Source organism: uncultured Bacteroides sp., from assembly GCF_937912035.1.
Lineage (GTDB): Bacteria > Bacteroidota > Bacteroidia > Bacteroidales > Bacteroidaceae > Phocaeicola.
This window is the reverse complement of record NZ_CALDPF010000031.1, coordinates 177245-198988: the sequence shown is the minus strand read 5'-3', so window position 1 is coordinate 198988 and position 21744 is coordinate 177245. Positions and strand designations below refer to the sequence as shown.

The following is a 21744-nucleotide window of genomic DNA, read 5'->3' as shown; positions in this document are numbered from 1 at the left end:
TATTGTAATTTTATAACATAAAATTTTCTTACACAAATCTGAGAATCTATAGCAATATTTACTGACACAGGATTTAGTGTTAAAAAAATATAACTTCGCATAAGACACTTACTAAAAATGGCGCTTCATAAAACTTTTTTCGTTTTACGAAGCGCCATCAAATTTATTTCAAAAATAAGATTCTGTTATTTTGGTGCCTTTATGTACAAATATATTGCAATAAACAAGAATAAAATATTGGGTATCCAGACCGCAACCAAAGGCGGAACATTTCCACTAATGGCAAAAGTAGAAGAGATAGTCTGGAAAAGTATGTAAGATGCACTCAAGCCTAAACCTACTCCAAGATTCATACCCATTCCACCCTTGACTTTCTTGGAAGAAAGTGACGCACCTATAAGAGTCAGAATAAAGGCTGCAAACGGAGTTGCGATTCGTTTGTAGTACTCAACCTCAAATTCCTTAATATTGGCAAATCCGCGTCTTTTCTGATTGTCAATATATGTTTTCAGTTCAGGACTTGTAAGTGTCTCATATTGGCTTTGAGTAATAAGAAAATCCTGAGGTTCCATATTTATGATAGTGTCAAGTCTGTCACCTTTTGTTATAACCTCCTTCATACCCTTCATTTCCCTTATCATATAATCTCTGACTATCCATTTGTGTAACATCGTTGTATCGTATGTAACACGCTTTGCAGTGAGATGAGAAACAAGTTTGTTATCTTCGAATTTGTCTAGAGAAAACCTATATCCGGTAAGATTATAGTTTTCGTATCTTTCCATATATGCTATAGTACCGGTATCAACCACAAGCTGAATGTTCCTTGCATAATTCACCTTCTTCTTATTCTTGTATTTAGCCTCAAAATCTATTCGCGTGATACTGCCTTTAGGTATATACTGAGAACTAAGAATGTAACTGCCGATTGCGATTATGGTAGCCGACAGGAAATACGGAACAAGCAGTCGTTTGAAGCTCATACCAGTGGAAAACATTGCTATTATCTCTGAATTCTCAGCCAACTTACTGGTAAAGAATATCACTGAAATAAAAATGAACAGAGGACTGAAAAGATTGGCATAATATGGAACAAAGTTCATGTAGTAATCGAAAATAATAGCCTCTACAGGCGCATTGTTATTGATAAATTTATCAATATTTTCGTTTATGTCGAACACCACAGATATAGACAGAATGAGAGCCAGAGCAAAAAAGAAAGTGCCCAGGAACTTTTTCATTATATATATATCTATACGCCTCAACCAAAAACGTTTCAGATATTTATCTCTAAGCTTTATCAGTTTCTCCTTCATAATTATTAAATAGAGTTTCTAATGGGATTCACGAGGCCATTAATCAAAGGCGTGTGGAAAGACGCTCTACCATAGCAGGTTTCCATGTAGAGAAATCACCGGCGATGATATGTGCTCTGGCTTCCTTAACAAGCCATAGATAGAAGGCCAGATTATGAATTGAAGCAATCTGCAATGCAAGCAGTTCTTCTGCATGAAATAAATGGCGAAGATATGCACGGCTGTAAAGAGTATCTACATACGATGCTCCATCTGCCTCAATAGGAGAATAATCCTTCTCCCACTTTTTATTACGCATATTCATTATACCATTTTTGGTAAACAACATTCCGTTTCTACCGTTACGGGTCGGCATAACACAATCAAACATATCAACTCCACGCTCTATACCTTCTAGTATATTCACCGGTGTACCTACTCCCATAAGGTATCTAGGCTTGTCTGTAGGAAGAATCTCGTTAACCACTTCTATCATTTCGTACATTTTCTCAGTAGGCTCACCTACAGCAAGTCCACCAATAGCATTGCCATCAGCACCTTTTGAAGCAATATATTCAGCCGAACGTTTTCTCAGATCTGGATATACACATCCTTGCACAATAGGGAACAAAGACTGGTTATATCCGTACTTTGGTTCTGTTTCATTGAATCGCGTTATACATCTGTCCAACCATCTGTGGGTCAGTTCCATTGATTTCTTGGCATAGTTATAATCTGAAGTACCGGGTGCACATTCGTCGAAAGCCATCATTATGTCAGCACCTATAGTACGCTCAATATCCATAACCCTCTCTGGAGTAAACAAATGTTTTGAACCATCAATATGCGAACGGAATTCCACACCTTCTTCGCGCATTTTTCTGATTCCAGAAAGAGAAAAAACCTGAAAACCTCCACTGTCGGTAAGCATAGGGCGGTCGAAACCATTGAATTTATGTAATCCACCGGCTCCTTCAATCACATCAAGTCCAGGCCTGAGATAAAGATGATATGTATTACCAAGTATAATCTGTGCCTTTATGTCATCTTTAAGTTCCGGCAGCTGCACACCTTTAACCGTACCCAAAGTTCCAACGGGCATAAAAATAGGTGTTTCTATCTGACCGTGATCAGTGGTGATAAGACCTGCTCTGGCATTGGTTTTGGAATCTGTATATTGTAATTCAAATTTCATTTTTATATTTTGATAAGCAGTTTTTAATTATTCTCATTATCTTTCTTTGTCTCAGGTACAGTTAGTTTTGGAGCGTTAGCTACTACTTCATCAGTCAATGCTATTGCTAAAACCTCACGAATATCACTTACGTAATGGAAAGTTAATCCCTTTAGATATATTTCCGGAATGTTGTCGATGTCTTTTTTATTCTCCTTACACAAAATGATTTCCTCTATACCGGCTCGTTTTGCCGCAAGTATTTTTTCCTTTATACCTCCTACAGGCAATACTTTTCCACGCAGTGTTATTTCACCGGTCATGGCCAGGCGGTTCTTCACTTTTCTTCTTGTAAGAGCAGATGCCAATGATGTTACCATAGTTATACCTGCAGATGGACCATCCTTTGGTATAGCACCTTCAGGCACATGTATGTGTATATTCCAGTTTTCAAACACTTCATCAGGAATATCCAACAAATCATTATGTGCTTTGAGATATTCCAACGCAAGCATGGCAGACTCCTTCATCACATCTCCCAAATTACCAGTCAAGGTCAGACGGCTTCCTTTTCCTCTGCTAAGGCTGGTTTCAACAAACAGTATCTCGCCTCCAACAGCAGTCCACGCCAATCCGGTAACAACTCCGGCATATTCATTTCCCTGATATTTATCTCTTGAATACTCTACTGGGCCAAGGCAAGCAGGTATATCTTCTGCTTTCAATTCACTCGTTGGAATATCTTTACCGGAAGCAATATTAAAGGCAGTACGTCTCATCACCTTGTTTATTTTCTTTTCAAGCTCACGTACGCCGCTTTCACGCGTATAGTTTTCAATTATGAACTCTATAGCTCCTTTCGACAACTTTATATTGTCCTTTGTCAGTCCGTTAGCTTCCATTGCCTTAGGGATAAGATGCCTTTTGGCAATTTCTATCTTTTCTTCAGTGATATACCCACTCACTTCTATCAATTCCATTCGGTCAAGCAGGGGCGCAGGTATACTGCCAAGGTTATTGGCTGTAGCAATAAACATTACATTAGACAAGTCATAATCAATGTCTATATAGTTATCATGAAATGTACTGTTCTGTTCAGGATCAAGAACTTCCAACATTGCAGACGAAGGATCACCCTGATGACTGGCTCCAAGTTTGTCTATCTCGTCTAGAATTATCACAGGATTAGACGAGCCGGCCTTTATCAAACTCTTGATTATACGGCCAGGCATCGCTCCTATATATGTTTTTCTATGACCTCGTATTTCAGCCTCATCATGTACACCTCCCAAAGACATTCTGACATATTTCCTTTTAAGAGCCGAAGCTATGGAACGTCCCAAAGATGTTTTACCTACTCCCGGAGGGCCATAGAGACACAAAATAGGCGACTTCATATCACCTTTTAATTTCAGTACTGCCAAATGTTCAAGGATACGTTCTTTAACTTTTTCAAGGCCATAGTGGTCATGATTGAGAGTTTTCTCAGCTGTCTTAAGATTAAAAGACTGAGGAGTAAAGACATTCCAAGGCAAAGCCAACAGATTTTGCAAATATGAGAACTGAACATTATAGTCAGGAGACTGAGGATTAATACGCTCCAGTTTTGTAAGTTCCTTTTCAAAAATATCGGCCACCTCTTTAGACCACTGTTTTTTCTTGCCTTGAGCTCTCAAATTGTCTATCTCACTCTCTGCGCCATTACCTAATTCATCCTGGATATTTTTCAGTTGCTGTTGTAAGAAATACTCACGCTGCTGCTTATCAAGTTCCTCACGCGTACGCATCTGAATATTCTGTTTCAATTTGGCAATTTCCAACTGTTCATTCAAATACCCAATAAGATGTATCGCTCTATCCTTGATCGAATCATGTTTAAGGAGTTCGTATTTGGATGTTATCTCCAAAGGAAAATTAGAACAGATAAAATTAATCCTGACAGCATCTCCCTCCATATCTCTCAATGCCATGAGGAAATCATTCCCCAACTCTTCCATGCTATCATGAAGCTTCTTCATAACATCAAAGCATGTACTCATTATAGCCTTGAACTCATTAGTCCGTGGAACTACATTATTTTCTTCTATAGGAGTTGCCGTACCAACCAGATACGGGTCGGTTGAAATTATACTGTCAAGTTTTACTTTGGGACCGCAAGTATGTATAAGAGCATTTGTCGTTCCACCCGGAAGCTCCAATATACGAACTACCCTTCCCACTACACCAAGTGGATATAAATCATTGAGTTCCGGTTCTTCCACCATAGCATCCTTTTGGGTTGCCATTATTACAGGAATTTTTCTCTTATATGCGGATTTTATCAATTCCAAAGTACTTCTTCTACCTATTGCAACAGGCATGACTATTTCGGGGAAAATAATCATATTACGCAATGGCAATACAGGCATTTCACCTTCAAGTTCCTCTAAAGGCATACTTGCCTGATCTATATCTATTTTTGCTATTAAAGCCACTTCATCACCTTTAATCTTCTTTTTCTTTTTATCTTCCGGCATATTCTATCGTGAATTATGTGTTTAAACAAACGGCTACAAAGTTAATGATTATACACATAATAATAAAACATTTTATCTCAAATGTTACACACAGACATGTTCCTATCGCACGAATTACATATCTTTGCACAAACTTTACAGAACACAATATGGGTAATGATTTTTTTAGATTTAAGTTTTTTACTATAAATCAGGACAAATGTGCCATGAAAGTAGGTACTGATGGAGTATTGCTTGGCGCATGGACCGAAACAGGAAACGCATTAAAGATTGCAGATATAGGAACCGGTACTGGATTGATAGCAATAATGCTGGCACAAAAATCCAAAGCTTCAATTATTGGAATAGAAATTGACAGTGATTCAGCAATGCAGGCAAAAGAGAACATGAGCAGTACATTATGGAAAGACAGATTGACCGTAGTACAAGATGATATAAAAAACTATTATCTGAATCATAAATCGGAATTTGACCTGATTGTTTCAAATCCTCCATTTTTCAAGGAAAACACTAAAGGATATTCAGAAAGAAGGAATATAGCACGACATACTGAAGGATTAGGCTTCGACACACTAACCCGAGCTGCGTCGTTTATGCTGAAAGAGAATGGAAGATTTTGTGTTATCATCCCGGCAACATCAGCCACAGAATTCATATCAGAAGCAATTAAGCACAAACTTAACCTTACCATAAGAACCGATATAATAACCAAACCTGGAGCACCGGCAAAAAGAGTGATAATGGAATTCAGCAAAAATACCTTTGGCTTTAATACAACAAAGAGTTCAATTCTGATACTTTCTGAAAATGGAATGAAGAGCCAAGATTATCTTAACCTTACTTCAGATTTCTATTTATAATACTAAGAGACAAAACAATACGGCCAAGTAAAACCGATGACATTACTTGACCGTATTGCAATAATTCAAAAGTATTTACAGGAGCTCTAATACTTATTATTGTTTTTCACTATTCTTCTTGACGAGCTTCTTCATTATATTACGATTCATCTCCAACAATTGCCTATGTTTTTCAGCTATCGAGGCAGAAACTGGTTTAGCTTCAATAAAATCTGTAATATGCTGTAATATATTATGTGGTTCGTAAATACTACGATTAGGTTTTGGAGGACAAACAACTTTCAGAGCAGACGGAATAATCTCAACCGTAAGATCCTTAGGCCCCATCATAGGATCACCGTCAAAGTGAAAAACGCCCTCATTAGCCCTATGGATAGTTATTTTTTTATCCTTCATGGTTTTAATGCGACTGTTCATGTCAATTGTTTTGGTAAACAGCTGAAATGAAAGCGAAGGCACATCAAGCACCGTAAACGGTTCGAGAACTGTAATATCCATCATACCATCCGAAAGTGACGCCTGCGGAGCTATATAGGCATTGTTACCATATTGTGAAGCATTACCACAGGCTATTAGAAAAGCCTTATATTTTACAGTTCCTTCCGAATTTTCTATTTCATAAGTTTCAGGCTCATAATGAAGACTCTCCTGAAGAGTATTTTCAAGATATGTTATTAGCCCTCTACGTTTTGAACCGGCAAACTTCAAACTGACAAAAGCATCGAACCCGACGCCACAAGTACAGAAAAATGGATGCCCCGCAATCATACCATAGTCTATGGAACGAACGTTCGCCTTATTAATTACTTGAAGGGCTTTCTGATAACTCATAGGGATATGCAGATGTCTTGCAAGTCCATTCCCGGAACCACAAGGTATAATACCCAGCGCAGTATCAGAATGAACAAGAGCACGTCCTATCTCATTAATAGTACCATCTCCACCTATAGCAACAACAAACGAAACTTTATTTTCTACAGCTTTTACTGCTATATCATAGCCATGACCTGCATATTCTGTTTTTATAATTTTAGGATTGAATATATTACGATTTATATTAGACTCAACATATTCCAATATAGCTTCTTTATCTTGAGTACCCGAAATAGGATTAACAATGAATATTATATCCTCTCTATTGTCCATATTTATATAGATTAGTTGTCTACGCAAATGTAATATATATTTGAATATAAAAATATGCTTGTTATGCAAAATCTTATTCTTCAGGATAAAAAATGTTCCACATTGTAACCTTCTTTTGTTTTTTTACTATCTTTGCAGGCTGTTAAGCAAAAAGAAATATATCAATAACAAAATATGGGATTATTACAAGAAAAGTTAAGTAAATTCAGACTCCCGCAAATGTATATGGAGAAGGGGGTTTATCCTTATTTCCGTGAAATAGACAGTCACCAGGACACAGAGGTGATGATGGACGGCAAGAAGGTGTTAATGTTCGGGTCAAACTCATATATGGGTCTGACATACGACCAAAGAATAATTGATGCGGCAATAGCAGCAACACGCAAGTACGGTACCGGATGTGCGGGTTCCAGACTTCTTAACGGAACTCTTGACATTCATGTACAGCTTGAAAAAGAGCTTGCTGAATTTATAGGCAAAGACGAGGCTCTATGCTTCTCTACAGGTTTCACTGTTAATGAAGGTGTAATACCTCAACTTGTTGGACGCGGCGACTACATTATATGCGATGACCGTGACCATGCATCAATTGTAGACGGAAGACGTCTGACATTTGCTACTCAGTTGAAGTATAAGCACAACGACATGGAAGCATTGGAAAAAGAGCTTCAAAAATGCGAACCGGATGCCATAAAGCTAATAGTAGTCGACAGTGTATTCTCAATGGAAGGAGACTTAGCAAACCTACCTGAAATAATCCGCCTTAAGAAAAAATACAATGCCACTGTATATGTTGACGAAGCTCATGGAGTTGGTGTGTTCGGACGTAACGGACGTGGTGTGTGCGATCATTTCGGATTGACAGACGAAGTGGATATAATAATGGGTACTTTCAGTAAATCATTGGCATCAATCGGTGGATTCGTAGCGGCAGATAAAGACATTATCAACTGGTTACGTCATAATGCACGTTCGTACATATTCCAGGCCAGCAGTACTCCTGCTGCTACTGCAGCTGCAATCGAGGCACTTCACATTTTGAAGACAGAACCTGAACGCCAGGAAAATCTTTGGAAAATTACGAACTACGCCTTAAAGCGTTTCCGTGAGTGTGGTTTTGAAATTGGTGATACTGAAAGTCCTATCATTCCTTTGTACGTTCGCGATACAGATAAGACATTCCTTGTAACAAAAATGGCTTTTGATGAAGGAGTATTCATTAATCCTGTAATACCTCCAGCATGTGCCCCTCAGGACACGCTGGTAAGATTTGCACTCATGGCAACTCATACCAAAGAACAAATTGATTTTGCAATTGACAAGCTGCTTAAATGTTTCAAAGAACTTGAAATCATAAAATAATAAAATTAGAGGCTGTCTCAAGGTAAAACCTTTGAAGACAGCCTCTTTTGCTTTTTGTTGTATTCAATTATTTCATCTTTAAGCCTCTCAATTGTAATAAATCAATTAATATAAGAGGTTAATTCTCCAGCAGTAACATTCTTTGCCACTATCACTCCGTTACTATCAATAAGATAATTGGCAAATCCATCTCTAAGTCCAAATTCCTTAAAGATTTCCGAAGTTCTACCGTCTGTTTCAATATAACAAAGCTCCGACTTCAACTGGTCTTGCTCTACAGCCGCACGAAAAACAGACTCATAACGGTCCATTGAAACAGAAATCATCTTTATACGGTCTGAATTCTGTAATGCATGACATAACTCAGCATTCTTCATTCTAGACTTGGCGTCATAACCCGCCCAAAAACTCAACAATGTATATTTGCCATCCTCGGCACGCAGGTTGAGTGTCTGCGTCTTAAATTCAAGAACTGGCATCGGTGTTTCATCACCAGGCACCAACTTCTCTGTAGGATCTTTCTTCTCTATAAAAGAGAAAGAAATCAAGGAACTGAATACTAATACAACAAAAATCGGCTTTACACTTTTAATCATGTAATGTGATTTTGGTTAATACTATCCGAGACTGTCCTTTACAGTGATTTCACCTCGGAACATTACTTTTTTTACGCTGAGCATCCATCACGGATTACTTATAATCAGCATACTATAAATTTGAAATCGATGCAAAGATAAGTATTTTTTACTAAACAGGATAAAAATCACTTCACTTTTTATGTTATTCAACATATTTTTATCTAATAACCATGTAAATAAAATATTTCCAAACATATATAAATACATAAATAATCATGTTTATATGGCTTGTAAAGCATATTTTGATTAACTTTGCGTGAAATTACTCAAATGATAAATTTTCATTAAAAGAATAATTACCATAATGGATTTTTCAGAATTAAATTTAGATGAAAGTGTTTTAAGCGCACTTGACGCCATGAACTTCAAAGAATGCACCCCAGTACAAGAACACACTATCCCTGTTCTTTTAGAAGGTCATGATTTGATAGGAGTTGCACAAACCGGAACAGGCAAGACAGCAGCATACCTGTTGCCTGTGTTGAGCAAACTCTGTAGTGGCGAATATCCTGAAGATTCCATAAACTGCATAATAATGTCTCCTACGAGAGAGTTGGCTATACAGATTGACAGGCAAATGGAAGCATTCTCGTATTTCATGCCAGTTTCTGGAGTTGCCGTATACGGAGGAAACGATGGAGTACGTTTTGAGCAAGAGAAAAAAGGATTAACTCTTGGAGCTGATGTAGTAATAGCAACTCCAGGACGTTTAATTAGTCATCTCAGCCTAGGTTATGTTGATTTGTCAAAAGTTTCATTCTTCATTCTTGACGAGGCAGACAGAATGCTAGATATGGGATTCTATGACGACATTCTGCAAATAGTAAAATATTTACCAAAAGAAAGACAAACAATAATGTTTTCTGCTACAATGCCTGAAAAAATCAGACAACTGGCAGATAATATTCTAAACAATCCTGTCGAAATAAAACTTGCGGTATCAAAACCTGCAGATAAAATAATTCAAGCTGCATACATCTGTTACGAATCACAAAAACTGGAAATAATTAAAGACTTATTCTCATCACAGCAGCCTGAAAGAGTTATTATATTCGCCTCTTCAAAGGTTAAAGTTAAGGAAGTCACTAAAGCTTTATTGAGAATGAAACTCAATGTAGGAGAAATGCATTCCGATTTGGAACAGTTACAGAGAGAAGAAATACTTCACGAATTTAGAAATGGAAAAGTAAATATTCTTGTGGCAACAGACATTGTGGCAAGAGGTATTGATATTGACGACATACGATTGGTAATCAACTATGATGTACCTCATGATTGTGAAGACTATGTGCATCGTATAGGACGTACAGCAAGAGCCAATAATGACGGTTGTGCAATAACATTTGTCAGTGAAACTGAACAAACAAAATTCTATCAAATAGAAAGATTCCTTGATAAAACAATATACAAATTACAAATCCCTGACCAAATCGGTGAAGGCCCTGAGTATGCCCCAAAAACCGCGAACAACAATAAGAACAGAAAGAAACGAAATGGGAAAAGAATAATAGGAAAAAATAATAATAAGAGAAATAACATAAGAAATAACAATAAAACTTCAAACGAAAAATAAAAGTAGCCCATGATAATAGCAGTAGATTTTGACGGTACAATTGTAGAACACAAATATCCGCACATAGGAAAAGAAATACCATTTGCTATAGAAACGCTCAAAAGACTAAAAGAAGAAAGACATACACTAATTCTTTGGACTGTCAGAGAAGGTAAGCTCCTTGATGAAGCAATAAATTTCTGCAAAGAAAGAGGATTGGAGTTTTATGCTGTAAACAGCAATTACCCTGAAGAACAGAAAACACATGACCATTTTTCCAGAAAGCTTAAAGCAGATTTGTTCATAGATGACAGGAATTTGGGTGGTTTGCCAGATTGGGGTACTATATACAGAATGGTAAAAGAAAAACTATCATTCGAAGACATATATAACGAACAAAACAACCAATATGATGAACCCCACAAAAAGAAAAGTGGGTTATTTGGCAGGATATTCAGATAATAAGAACAATATATTAAAATGAAAAAGCTTCCGGTATTAGAAACTGAGAAGCTTTTATTGTTTAATAAATCCACATACGTTGTAGAATAATTCCACATACATTACTTTTCTGCCTTCTAACAAGAAACCTATAATTAATTAATAATCAACATATTAAACAGGATACAATATTATGGCATGTTATTTGAATATTATTTGGCATAATAACAAATTAAATTTATACAAATATGAAAATGACATTAGCTGTAATAATGATAGTATTGGGAATAGGCAATACATTTGCATACAACACTCCAAATAAAAACGAGAAAGCTACAACTGAAAAAACTTATAAAGTTTTCACCAGCATAGATATTGACGAGCTACCATCAGAAGTACAAGAACTCCTGTTTTTTGAATTTAAAGATTATATTGTAAAATCTGCCGACGTTAAAATATATAATGGAGTAAAAATATATAAGATTACTTTATTGGACATTGAAAATTTTGAGTACACAGTATACATCAACGAAAAAGGAATAATATTGGAATGACATAATCTAAATATAAGTACTAATGTTACCCATCCTGACAATAAATTTTAGTCAGTATGGGTATTTTTTTTCCTAAAATGTTACTTTTGCACTAAAAAGTGAAAATAATATACTCTGTGTATGGAATTAATATATTTACACCATAGTGGTTTCGTTATCTTGACAAACAATGCTGCAATTGTCATAGATTACTTCGAAGACTCATTATCTGAAAATACAGGTATTTTACATGACAAAGTATTACAGAGAGATTGTAAAATATATGTACTGTCGAGCCATTTTCATTCAGACCATTTCAATAAACAGATCTTGGAATGGAAGAATACAAATGACAACATTACATACATACTTTCAAATGACATACACAGAAAACGGAGAATTGTTAAGGATATGGCTATATGGCTGAAAAAGGGAGAAGAATATAATGACAACATTATTAAAGTAAAAGCTTACGGATCTACGGATGTAGGTATTTCTTTCCTTATAGAGACTGAAGGAAAAACAATTTTCCATGCTGGTGATCTTAATAATTGGCATTGGATGGATGAAAGTCCTGAGATTGAATGGAGAAGAGACGAAAAAAGATTTCTCAAAGAAGTAGAAACAATATCGAAGGATTATAGAAATATAGATCTCGTACTTTTTCCTATTGATCCTCGTCTTGGACATGAGTATATGAGAGGCGGAAAACAATTCATAGATTTAATAAAAACATCAGTATTCATACCTATGCATTTCTGGAATGACTTTACATCAGCAAACAGATTCCAGCAATACGTAATTTCACAAGGAATAAAATCACCTGAGATTAATCATAAAGGGCAAATACTCCACAATATATTATAACCAATAAATAAAAACGAATATGAAAGTAAAAGGACATTTTGACCATTTTAACATCAACGTAACCAATCTGGAAAAAAGTCTCAAATTCTACGAAGAAGCATTAGGTCTAACCGAAACAAGCAGAAAAACAGCTTCAGACGGATCATTTATTCTAGTCTATCTTACAGATAAATGCTCTAGCTTTTTACTTGAGCTTACATGGCTAAGAGACCATACAGAAGCATACGAATTAGGAGAAAACGAAAGTCATCTTTGTATCAGAGTCGAGGGCGATTATGATGAAGTAAGAAAATTCCACAAAGAAATGGGATGCGTTTGTTTTGAAAACGAATCTATGGGGTTATATTTTATTAATGACCCAGACGACTACTGGATAGAAATACTTCCAATAAAATAAAAATTAGGGCGGCCTACCGCCCATTACTTCTGAAGTTTCACATAACCCAGCCTAGTATATCTTACGCCTTTACTTTCATAATGAGACATGACTTTAGCCGACAGAATATGCAATTCCTCACCTATTTCAATCACCTTAGAATGACAACTCAATTCGTTGGGAGAGAGACTTTTTCCTGCAGCTTTAATTAAAAAAACATATCTGTTACCATCCAAATCGGCAGCCAGCACATTTTGGTCAACATAAAAATCTGCTTTATATACATCAACTTGTTTCCTTACATTTATAACTTTAAGAAAAAATCCTTTAAGCTTCTCTCCTTTTTCTCCTACATACTGACTTACTGACGATACTCTATTTTTATGAACTGTGATTTCAAAATGAACTATAGAAAACAGTCTTGCCAAAGATATCAACTTATCAAAGCGATCAGTCTCAGGCCTAAACTTATTAGCCAGCCATAACACATACGAAGGCTCAACGTAATAAATTTCTGCCAAACGTTTTCCTCTATACTTACCAAAAGGTATAATATCATCAGTACGCCCATAACAACTTTCAAATTCTGAATTATCAGAACAAATCAAGCGTATATTACAATTTTGAAGCATTACCATAGCTCGTTCAGCAGCAGTCTGAAACGTAACTGCTAAAGTCCTCACAAACAATGGTTCCTCATTAGGAAACAGTCGCCACAAAGCATAATATGGTCTGAAATCTGTAGCCATACTTATTGCATAAAACCCACTTACAGATGTCCTACCGTAATTAAATTTATCAAGAACACTTGTATCATGCATAAAGCCTCCTTCATATTAGTTTATGCAATGTAATAAAAATATTATAAATATACAAGTGCGATACTATAAAAAAACCGACAGATCTGTATTAGATCCGTCGGTTAGATATGACATTTCTATCTGGTTCTTATCTCAATCTCTCGTATGCTTTTACAAGCATTTCATCTTTTCCTATTGCACGGATAGCCAACCAATCAAGAATTATACCTATAAACGGCAGACACACTATCCATGAAGGAACAAATGTAGACTCTCCTTTCAACATAAATACAAATGACACCATTGCTACATAGTAACCTATCTTCAGGATAATATTGAAAAGAGTAAATCTTATCTGCAACATTCTCTTTTTATACAAGAATACAGTAATGATTGATATAACAGCCGAAATAATCTGTATTGCAAATAAAGCCCATGGCTTATAATCCTCTGTGCCATCCATTGCAACCAAAGAAAGGTTCGTAAATTCTGTTATAGAATTATCAGTTCCAACAAAACTTCCAATAGGATTTGAAATGACAATTATTGAAAGAATTGCTACTATCAATAAATACACTGATTGAATACGTTGTATCATAAGTCAATTAATTATCAGATTAACAATAAAAAAGCCGCTCCTATTCGAAACGGCCTTATATTCTCTCAGAAATACTACGCGCGGCTCTTATTTAAGTTTTTCAATTTCCTTGGCAGGATTTCTGTAGTAAACCTTTCCCTCTATATACTCCTGAGTTGCAATCAATGTTGGCTTAGGAAGTTTCTCATAATAACGGGAAATCTCAATTTGCTCTCTGTTCTCAAAAACTTCTTCAAGATTATCATTATAAGATGCGAACTCCTGAAGTTTCTTTGAGAGATCATTCTTCATTTCAACCGCAATCTGGTTAGCGCGCTTGCCTATAATTGCAACAGTTTCATATACATTACCTGTGTCTTCACACAGTTCCATCATGTTACGTGTTACGGTGTTGGTAGGAGCATTTGATTTTTTGTAATCCATAATTCGATATTTAATTATAAATGTTTTTAATATTCTTCTTCAACAGAGCCTACAAATTTGCTGGCTTCCTTAAATATATTCTCTACTTCCTTTATGTATTTACTTTCAGGAAACTCATTTTTAAATGCATAATACTCATCAATAGTTTCACGCATACGTTCTTCCTTCTTCTCAAGCACACTTTCTCGGGCCATATCATATTTGGCACGAAGAATAAGTATGGACAAATCCTCACGAAGTTTGGTGTACGGATATTCTTTAAGAATATTTTGTGCAGTAACTACTGCAGCTAGATAATTATTACCTGTGCTTGTCTGCGACATATTTCCTGTGTACGATCCAAGATCATAGTAAAGCTTTGCAGATAGATATTCCTTCTCCACCAACTTGTCCTGTAATTCAAATATCATATTCTGCGCTATTTCTTGACGTTCTGTACCAGGAAAATACTCCATATACATCTGCAATTCCTGTATAGCCTTATATGTACTGCTCTGATCAAGTCTTGGTTCTGGAGTATCCAAATAAAGAGCCTTTCCTGAATTAAATCTTGCCAGTTCAGTATATGTTCCACGAGGATAAGTTGTGTAATATGTATTGAAATAATGTGATGCAGTAACGTAGTCACCCTGATTAAAATATGTCATTGCCAACATATACAAAGACTCTTCGCCAAATCTTGTTCCCTTCATTATAGGAATAAGTTCTTCCAGAACAGTAGCAGCCTTACTATTCTGTCCTTTGGCAAAATAAGCTTTTGCAGCTTCATATTTATATTCATAATCCGTACTCTTAAGTACGTTATTATACTCTCCACAAGAACTTAATAGCCCCGCGGAAAGAAGAACCATTACAATATACTTTTTCATATTTATAAAAAATAGTTGTGCAAAATTACTGTTTTATTGCGAATAATACAACATGAAATTCAATTTTAATGATATTTTTAGCTACAACAGACAGATAAAGCAAATATTTATGTACTTTTACACAATAAATATAATTCAAACTATGAATTTCGAACTTATATCAGAATATAAACCTACCGGCGACCAGCCGGAAGCTATAAAACAATTGACAGAAGGCCTGAATAACGGTACTAAAGCACAAACATTGCTTGGAGTAACCGGATCAGGAAAAACATTTACCATAGCCAATGTCATAAAGGAAATAAACAAACCTACACTTATATTAAGTCATAACAAAACATTAGCGGCGCAATTGTATGGTGAATTCAAACATTTCTTCCCAAACAATGCGGTTGAGTATTATGTATCATACTATGATTATTACCAGCCGGAAGCCTATCTTCCATCAACAGATACATATATTGAAAAAGATCTTGCAATAAATGACGAAATAGACAAACTTAGACTTGCAGCCACATCAGCACTTCTCTCAGGAAGAAAAGACGTAATAGTAGTTTCATCAGTGTCATGTATATATGGTATGGGAAATCCGTCTGACTTCTACGACAATGTGATAGAAATAAAGCGTGGAAAGCTGATAGACAGAAATGTTTTTCTACGACGTCTTGTAGATAGCCTTTATGTTAGGAATGATATAGAATTGAACCGTGGAAACTTCAGAGTAAAAGGTGACACTATAGATATATATCTGGCATACTCTGATAATATCCTAAGAGTAATGTTCTGGGACGACGAAATAGATGCTATAGAGGAAATCGATCCTGTTTCCGGGCATAAAATGGCTGACTTTGATGAGTACAAAATTTATCCTGCCAATTTGTTTATGACCACCAAGGAAAGTACTTTAAGAGCTATTCATCAGATAGAAGACGATCTGACCAGACAAGTGGCTTTTTTCGAAGAGTCCGGTAAATTCCTGGAAGCCAAAAGAATATATGAAAGAGTGACGTATGACATGGAGATGATCAGAGAACTTGGACACTGTTCAGGTATAGAGAATTATTCCAGATATTTTGACGGACGTGAGGCCGGTACCCGCCCCTACTGTCTGCTTGACTTTTTTCCAAAAGACTTTCTCCTGGTTATAGACGAAAGTCATGTCAGTGTACCACAAATCAGGGCAATGTACGGAGGCGACAGAGCCAGAAAGAAAAACCTTGTGGAATATGGCTTCAGACTTCCTGCAGCCATGGATAACAGACCGCTCAAATTCGAGGAATTTGAGGAAATGATAAATCAGGTTATATACGTCAGTGCAACACCAGCCGATTATGAACTTGTACAGAGCGAAGGTATAGTGGTCGATCAGGTAATACGCCCTACAGGATTGCTTGACCCAATAATAGAGATACGTCCAAGTCTGAACCAGATAGACGACCTTATGGAAGAAATTCAACAAAGGATTGAGGCAAACGAACGTGTACTCGTCACAACACTGACAAAACGAATGGCAGAAGAACTATCCGAGTATCTTCTGAACAACGGAATAAAATGCAGTTATATCCACAGTGATGTTGACACACTGGAACGAGTTAAGATTATGGACGAACTAAGGCAAGGAATTCACGATGTACTTATTGGCGTAAACCTTCTTCGTGAGGGTCTTGACCTACCTGAGGTATCACTTGTTGCCATACTCGACGCTGACAAGGAAGGCTTCCTTCGTTCACACCGTTCACTTACACAGACTGCCGGACGTGCAGCAAGAAACGTAAACGGAAAAGTGATAATGTATGCCGACAAGATTACTGAAAGTATGCAGCTTACAATAGACGAGACAAATCGTCGACGAGAAAAACAGCTAGCCTACAACGAGGAACATGGAATAACCCCTCAACAGATAAAGAAAGTAAGAACTCAAATTCTCGTAGATAAAGATAATAGTACAGAGAATATAAACAATGTACCTAAAGCTTACACAGAGCAAGCAGAAACATTATTTGCTGCAGCGGATCCTATCGTACAGTATATGTCGAAAGAACAGCTTAAGAAAAGCATCGAACGTACAAGGAAACTTATGCAGGATGCCGCAAAAAATCTAGATTTCATAGAAGCTGCACAATACAGAGATGAACTTATCAAGCTAGAAGATATGCTGAAAACAAAATAAAAATATTATAAAATAAATACATACAAACTAACCAAAGACAAAAAATGAAAAATAAGAGTAAACTGATTCTATTATCACTATTAGTTTGCGGATGCACAAACCAATCCAACTACAATCTTACAGGTGAGATCAATGGTACAAAAAACGATACCATATTAGTAATAAAAAGTGATCCAACTACAAGAAAGTCATTAGGTATTGACACTTTAGCCCTTAAAGGAAACAAATTTGCAGTCAATATTCCTGACTCATCACTAATAGCTTTATCTATAATAGAGAAGCCTACAGGTAATGGCGCTATAAGGATGTCTGCCAATCCACCATTTATACTCCTTCCGGGTGAAAGAATGAGAATTTCAGGAAATATAGATAATCTTTATGCATCCGGAACAGAGATATATGACAAACTCAGAGAAACTACAGACATTACAGACAAGGAAAACGAAATAAAGAGCATAATAGAACAACTCAGTAAAGCTTATAAAGTACAGGACAAAGTTGCTATAGATTCTCTGAATACGATTATCAGAAGTCTGAATGCACAGTTGGGGAGTTTGAAACTAAACTACATAAAAAACAATCCTAACTCTATTCTTTCAGGATATTTGTTCCAGGGATTGAAAAGTTCAGACGGAATCGAAGCTGAGAAACTACTTGGAGAAAACGTCAAGAACGGTGCTTTGGGAGGTTTGATTTCGACCACAGCAAACAATTACAAAAAATTCGAAGCTATGAGAAAAGCTGCAGAAAACATCAAACCCGGCAAAGCTGCACCTGATTTCAAACTTAAAAACTTGAAAGGTGAAGAAATGAGTCTGGATTCATTTAAAGGCAAATACGCCTTGCTCGACTTCTGGGGAACATGGTGCGGCTGGTGCATAAAAGGGATGCCAAACATGAAAAAGTATTATGCCAAGTACAAGAACAAAATGGAAATAGTTGGTATATGCTGTAGAGATACGGAGGACAAATGGCGCAAAGGGGTAAAGAATTTGGAACTGCCATGGACAAACCTGTACAACGGAAATTCCGATAAAATTGTCATTGATTATGCTGTATCAGGATACCCGACTAAAGTTCTTGTCGACCCGGAAGGAAAAATAGTTGAAGTCTTCGTAGGAGAATCTGAAGAGATGTACAAGAAACTTGATGAATTATTCAAGTAAAAAAAACGAATTTACTTCGAAGACTTCATATTGATAAAAAACAGCCACAAATGACATTCATAAAGCAAAATTAATGAATCCTTTTGTGGCTGAATATTTTTATTTTTCCTGCATAAGACCTTGCAGTTTTCCGGATAGAAGGAACAACACTACAGCTGCAGTACCACTCATAAAAACGAATAAAAGAAAGAAATCATATAAATTCTCCACATGATATCCCATAAAACTTTTTGCAACCCCACCTTCAGGGTAATATCCACTCAACATTCCAGCCATTTTATTTGCAGCAGATGTGCTAAGATACCAAACTCCCATCAGAAGTGAAGAAAATCGTGCCGGAGAGAGTTTATATACTAAAGACAACCCTATGGGAGCAAGACACAACTCACCCATCGTATGAATAAAATATAAACCTGTAAGCCATATCATACTTACTTTTACTCCAGGCTCAACATCCTTAACACCAAAGGCAATAAACAGATACCCCATTGACAAAAGAAAAAGTCCAATAGCTTGCTTCCTTACAGAACTAGGTTCTATTCCATTCTTGCCCAAAAAAGACCACAAACCGGCAAAGGCAGGTGCCAAAATCACCAGCATAATAGGGTTGAATGATTGGAAATATGCTGCAGGCATCTCCCATCCACCAATATTACGATCAGTCTGCTCATCTGCAAAAAAAGTCAATGAAGCTCCAGCCTGCTCGTATGCGGCCCAAAAGAAAATCACAAAAAACGCGATAATATAGATAATTCCAATCTTTATCTTTTCATTACGACTTAGACTATAATCTGTAATTATTAATATAGGCATCACTATTACAGTAGCATATATAAGTGAACCTATCCAATCAGCTCCAGAAAAGATACTCCCTCCTGTAGAAGCCAGACTAGAGGTTATCCAATCCCAATTTACAGAAAATACAAATGTCAGCGCAAATGTTGCAATTATAGCTACTATGCTTCTAACTGAAAACCATCCACCTTCTGTTTTCTCCGGTTGCGAATTGTCATCTTTATTTTTAGGTGATATTCCTACAGGATTTCCATTAGGATCGCAGATATATTTGTTCTTGAATAACTGAAAAACAACAGCTCCTAATATCATACCGATACACGCTGCAAGAAACCCCCATTTAAAATCTTCAGGATGTCCAGTGTTTCCTATCAGTCCGCAAATAAGTGGAGCAAGAGTAGAGCCAACATTTACTCCCATATAGAATATAGTGAAAGCCGAGTCCTTACGCTTGTCATCATCAGAATACAGACGGCCAACCATGGTAGATATATTGGGTTTGAAAAAGCCGTTACCCATTATCAGCAATCCCAACCCACAGAACATAAGCCATTTAGCCATATCAACCTGATGAAAATAGCATGCACTCAGAAAAAGTAGAAACTGCCCTAAAGCCATTACCAACGCACCAACCACAATAGATCTTCTGTTTCCCCAGTATTTATCGGCAATATATCCTCCAATAAGAGGAGTCAGATAAACAAGCCCTGTGTAACTGCCATAAACCTGAGAGGCGAACTCTTTATCGAAAAGCAACGCCTGAACCATATAAAGCATAAACAGGGCACGCATACCATAGTAACTGAAACGTTCCCACATTTCAGTCACAAAAAGAAGATACAATCCTTTCGGATGTCCTTTACTATTGTTTATCACTTCCGAATTGCTCATTTTATTCCAAGTTTTTTCTTCAGTTCTTTACTCAAAGCATCCTTATGCATCATTACATAAACAGTCTTCGCACGCACAAAACTTTCTGACATATTAATATATCCACCAAAACGGTTCCTTTCAGTACCCCATGAGTTCTTTGTTATATAATACTTAGTGCCATTCTGATCTTTTGTCAACCCAGTAATGTGCATCAGATGATCGTCTGTAGTAACAAATGACTCGTAACCTTCTTGTCTTATTTCAGGAGTAACATTAACTTCAGGATAAGGATGTTCAAATTTGTACACCTCCTCAAGTCTTTCACCGGTTTTCATATTCTCAAAACGCGCCCTGTCTGTCTGACTGTAATCATCCATTTTTGTAACCTCTGGATTAATGGCTACACCATTGGTAAATGAAAACCCTTTCTCGCTTACATCACCGTCCCAGCATACAGTATATCCGTTCTTCAAGGCATTGTCTGTAGCATCCATCATCTCATCGAGTGGAAGATTATACATTTTAGCATGTTCCCAGTTGTCCGGAATTTCAAGTTCAAACTTCTCATAATAAGGTTTATGCATGAAACTTGTAAGCATAACATAATTATCCATATTCAGTCCGAGGCTCTCAGCAAAACTTTTCGGAGTATATTCCTTACCATTATATGTAAATGTTTCAGGAAGTTTACCCATATAAATATCGAACAAAGTATTCATAAGCTCGTTATATTCTGGACTACGGTGTTTCATTTTTACAGCCTGACCTGCTATTGCAGACATATAAGCTTCAAGCTCAGTATGATTATGAGTCTTTGAGTTGTAATTTATTCCACTATAAACATCTTCTGGAACAATACCAACCTGCTGGAAAGCGGTCATCCAGCTTGGTGAAATACTACCCTGTCCTATATTTCCTCTTCCACGACGAAGATAGTTATCAGCCAATTGATTCATATACTTTTGTCTGACAATAAACATTTCCGACAGATCATACTCACCTTTCCCCATTCTAAGCAACTCTGACTCCATAAAAGATGTAGTTGCAAAACACCAGCATGTTCCTGTTGCTGCCTGATTCTTTACTGAAGTAGCCTTGTTTGAAACTATGTCTGTAAACTGATACCCATTACCCTCCTGTGCCATAACGGCAGATGCTGCTGCCATTAATGTTACAAATGTCAAGTTTCTTACTCTCATCTCTCTATTTTTTAATGTCAAAAAATAATATTTATTTACATAATGAATTTTTCGTTTGCAAATATACGCAAAGGTGAGAGCTGAGTCAAGC

The 21744-nt window shown here is 36.5% G+C and carries 20 protein-coding genes; 9 read left to right on the top strand and 11 right to left on the bottom strand.

The features are described from left to right. Window positions 1-185: 185 nt before the first annotated feature. Genes Q0486_RS06505 through lon form a run of 3 tightly spaced genes read right to left on the bottom strand, consistent with a single transcriptional unit; the run spans window position 186 to window position 4985 of the window. Entirely contained in the window at window positions 186-1316 is a 1131-nt protein-coding gene (locus Q0486_RS06505) for an LptF/LptG family permease (protein WP_299231357.1), read from the bottom strand. Window positions 1317-1359: 43 nt separating this feature from the next. Next, window positions 1360-2490: a tRNA guanosine(34) transglycosylase Tgt gene (tgt, locus tag Q0486_RS06500; protein WP_235327249.1), complete on the bottom strand. Its 1131-nt coding sequence runs from the start codon at window positions 2488-2490 to the stop codon at window positions 1360-1362. 23 nt (window positions 2491-2513) lie between these two features. Continuing rightward, entirely contained in the window at window positions 2514-4985 is a 2472-nt protein-coding gene (lon, locus tag Q0486_RS06495) for an endopeptidase La (protein WP_299231354.1), read from the bottom strand. Between the two features lie 149 nt (window positions 4986-5134). Here lon and Q0486_RS06490 point away from each other — a divergent pair, with 149 nt between their 5' ends. Continuing rightward, a complete protein-coding gene (locus Q0486_RS06490; RefSeq protein WP_299231351.1) occupies window positions 5135-5845 on the top strand; it encodes a methyltransferase in 711 nt (236 codons plus the stop codon). Between the two features lie 96 nt (window positions 5846-5941). Here the strand turns inward: Q0486_RS06490 and Q0486_RS06485 are convergent, their stop codons facing one another. Further along, window positions 5942-6991 (bottom strand): diacylglycerol kinase family protein, encoded by a 1050-nt coding sequence (locus Q0486_RS06485; RefSeq protein WP_299231349.1) that lies wholly within the window; start codon window positions 6989-6991, stop codon window positions 5942-5944. 174 nt (window positions 6992-7165) lie between these two features. On the opposite strand from Q0486_RS06485, the gene Q0486_RS06480 reads away from it, so the two are divergent. Further along, the gene (locus Q0486_RS06480; RefSeq protein ID WP_299231347.1) at window positions 7166-8353 is read left to right on the top strand and encodes a pyridoxal phosphate-dependent aminotransferase family protein; all 1188 of its coding nucleotides are present in this window, start codon (window positions 7166-7168) and stop codon (window positions 8351-8353) included. A gap of 101 nt (window positions 8354-8454) precedes the next feature. On the opposite strand, the gene Q0486_RS06475 is transcribed toward Q0486_RS06480, so the two are convergent. Then, window positions 8455-8949, bottom strand: coding sequence for a thioredoxin family protein (locus Q0486_RS06475; RefSeq protein ID WP_299231345.1), 495 nt, complete (start codon window positions 8947-8949; stop codon window positions 8455-8457). A gap of 346 nt (window positions 8950-9295) precedes the next feature. Here Q0486_RS06475 and Q0486_RS06470 point away from each other — a divergent pair, with 346 nt between their 5' ends. The 5 genes from Q0486_RS06470 (at window position 9296) to Q0486_RS06450 (ending at window position 12781) form a co-directional block, all read left to right on the top strand. Beyond that, a complete protein-coding gene (locus tag Q0486_RS06470) occupies window positions 9296-10564 on the top strand; it encodes a DEAD/DEAH box helicase (protein WP_299231343.1) in 1269 nt (422 codons plus the stop codon). A 9-nt stretch (window positions 10565-10573) separates the two neighbouring features. Beyond that, complete coding sequence (locus Q0486_RS06465; RefSeq protein WP_299231341.1) at window positions 10574-11005, top strand: BT0820 family HAD-type phosphatase; 432 nt, start codon at window positions 10574-10576, stop codon at window positions 11003-11005. 227 nt (window positions 11006-11232) lie between these two features. Beyond that, a complete protein-coding gene (locus Q0486_RS06460; protein WP_299231339.1) occupies window positions 11233-11538 on the top strand; it encodes a hypothetical protein in 306 nt (101 codons plus the stop codon). A 120-nt stretch (window positions 11539-11658) separates the two neighbouring features. Then, window positions 11659-12384, top strand: a complete 726-nt coding sequence (locus Q0486_RS06455; protein ID WP_299231338.1) for an MBL fold metallo-hydrolase — start codon at window positions 11659-11661, stop codon at window positions 12382-12384. A 19-nt stretch (window positions 12385-12403) separates the two neighbouring features. Continuing rightward, complete coding sequence (locus Q0486_RS06450) at window positions 12404-12781, top strand: VOC family protein (RefSeq protein ID WP_299231336.1); 378 nt, start codon at window positions 12404-12406, stop codon at window positions 12779-12781. Window positions 12782-12804: 23 nt separating this feature from the next. On the opposite strand, the gene Q0486_RS06445 is transcribed toward Q0486_RS06450, so the two are convergent. The 4 genes from Q0486_RS06445 to bamD form a co-directional block, all read right to left on the bottom strand. Continuing rightward, entirely contained in the window at window positions 12805-13581 is a 777-nt protein-coding gene (locus tag Q0486_RS06445; protein ID WP_299231334.1) for a hypothetical protein, read from the bottom strand. Window positions 13582-13708: 127 nt separating this feature from the next. Beyond that, complete coding sequence (locus tag Q0486_RS06440; RefSeq protein ID WP_299231333.1) at window positions 13709-14158, bottom strand: DUF4293 domain-containing protein; 450 nt, start codon at window positions 14156-14158, stop codon at window positions 13709-13711. A gap of 87 nt (window positions 14159-14245) precedes the next feature. Then, complete coding sequence (locus Q0486_RS06435; protein ID WP_154042789.1) at window positions 14246-14581, bottom strand: DNA-directed RNA polymerase subunit omega; 336 nt, start codon at window positions 14579-14581, stop codon at window positions 14246-14248. Between the two features lie 26 nt (window positions 14582-14607). Beyond that, window positions 14608-15450 carry an outer membrane protein assembly factor BamD gene (gene bamD / locus Q0486_RS06430; protein WP_299231330.1) on the bottom strand — a complete coding sequence of 281 codons (843 nt, stop codon included), beginning with the start codon at window positions 15448-15450 and terminating at the stop codon, window positions 14608-14610. 142 nt (window positions 15451-15592) lie between these two features. Between bamD and uvrB the strand changes: the two genes are divergently transcribed. Together uvrB and Q0486_RS06420 are read left to right on the top strand one after the other, a co-directional pair. Next, a complete protein-coding gene (gene uvrB, locus Q0486_RS06425) occupies window positions 15593-17620 on the top strand; it encodes an excinuclease ABC subunit UvrB (protein ID WP_299231328.1) in 2028 nt (675 codons plus the stop codon). Window positions 17621-17664: 44 nt separating this feature from the next. Continuing rightward, window positions 17665-18786 carry a TlpA family protein disulfide reductase gene (locus tag Q0486_RS06420; RefSeq protein WP_299231326.1) on the top strand — a complete coding sequence of 374 codons (1122 nt, stop codon included), beginning with the start codon at window positions 17665-17667 and terminating at the stop codon, window positions 18784-18786. 99 nt (window positions 18787-18885) lie between these two features. Here Q0486_RS06420 and Q0486_RS06415 read toward each other — a convergent pair whose 3' ends face one another. Both Q0486_RS06415 and Q0486_RS06410 read right to left on the bottom strand, forming a co-directional pair. Beyond that, entirely contained in the window at window positions 18886-20454 is a 1569-nt protein-coding gene (locus Q0486_RS06415; protein ID WP_299231816.1) for a peptide MFS transporter, read from the bottom strand. 14 nt (window positions 20455-20468) lie between these two features. Beyond that, a complete protein-coding gene (locus tag Q0486_RS06410) occupies window positions 20469-21620 on the bottom strand; it encodes a C1 family peptidase (protein ID WP_299231815.1) in 1152 nt (383 codons plus the stop codon). Window positions 21621-21744: the final 124 nt, after the last annotated feature.